Here is a 530-nt window from a genome sequence, read left to right on the forward strand (position 1 = left end):
TATTGCGGAAAAATCTGTCGGGAGCAAGGCCGTTACCAGTTTTCAATACTATTCGGCGGCAATGCTTTGCATGTTTATGCTGTTTCATATGACAGTCGGGTCAAAATCGTTTTTACAGGAAAAGGATACGGAGACGCTTGCCAGAATGCTGATGACGCCTGCGCAAAAATCCGTCATTCTCTTCGGAAAATGGCTTGGGACGTATCTGTTTGCTATCATGCAATTTTTCATATTTCTGATCGTCACAATCAATGTTTTTGGTGTGGACTGGGGCGGCAATTTGCTGTTTGTGAGTGTACTCGGGCTTTCTTACGCTGCCGCTGTATCTGGCATTTCAATGCTGCTTGCGTCGTGCATCAGCGATATGAAATCTGCAGATGCGATAGGCGGCTTCGGCATTCAATTGCTTGCGGTTCTCGGCGGGTCCATGCTGCCGCTGTACCAATTTCCGGACGTCTTGCAGTCTGTATCCAAAGCGGTGCCAAATCGCTGGGCGCTTGATGGCTTTCTTTCTTTAATGGAAGGGGGAG

1 pseudogene is annotated in these 530 nt (G+C 48.1%); it reads left to right on the forward strand.

What is annotated here, in order from left to right:
- Positions 1–530, forward strand: a pseudogene (lnrM, locus tag ACWHAR_RS31570) (linearmycin resistance permease LnrM); the annotation flags it as partial.

The organism is Bacillus sp. LR--39, from assembly GCF_053613335.1.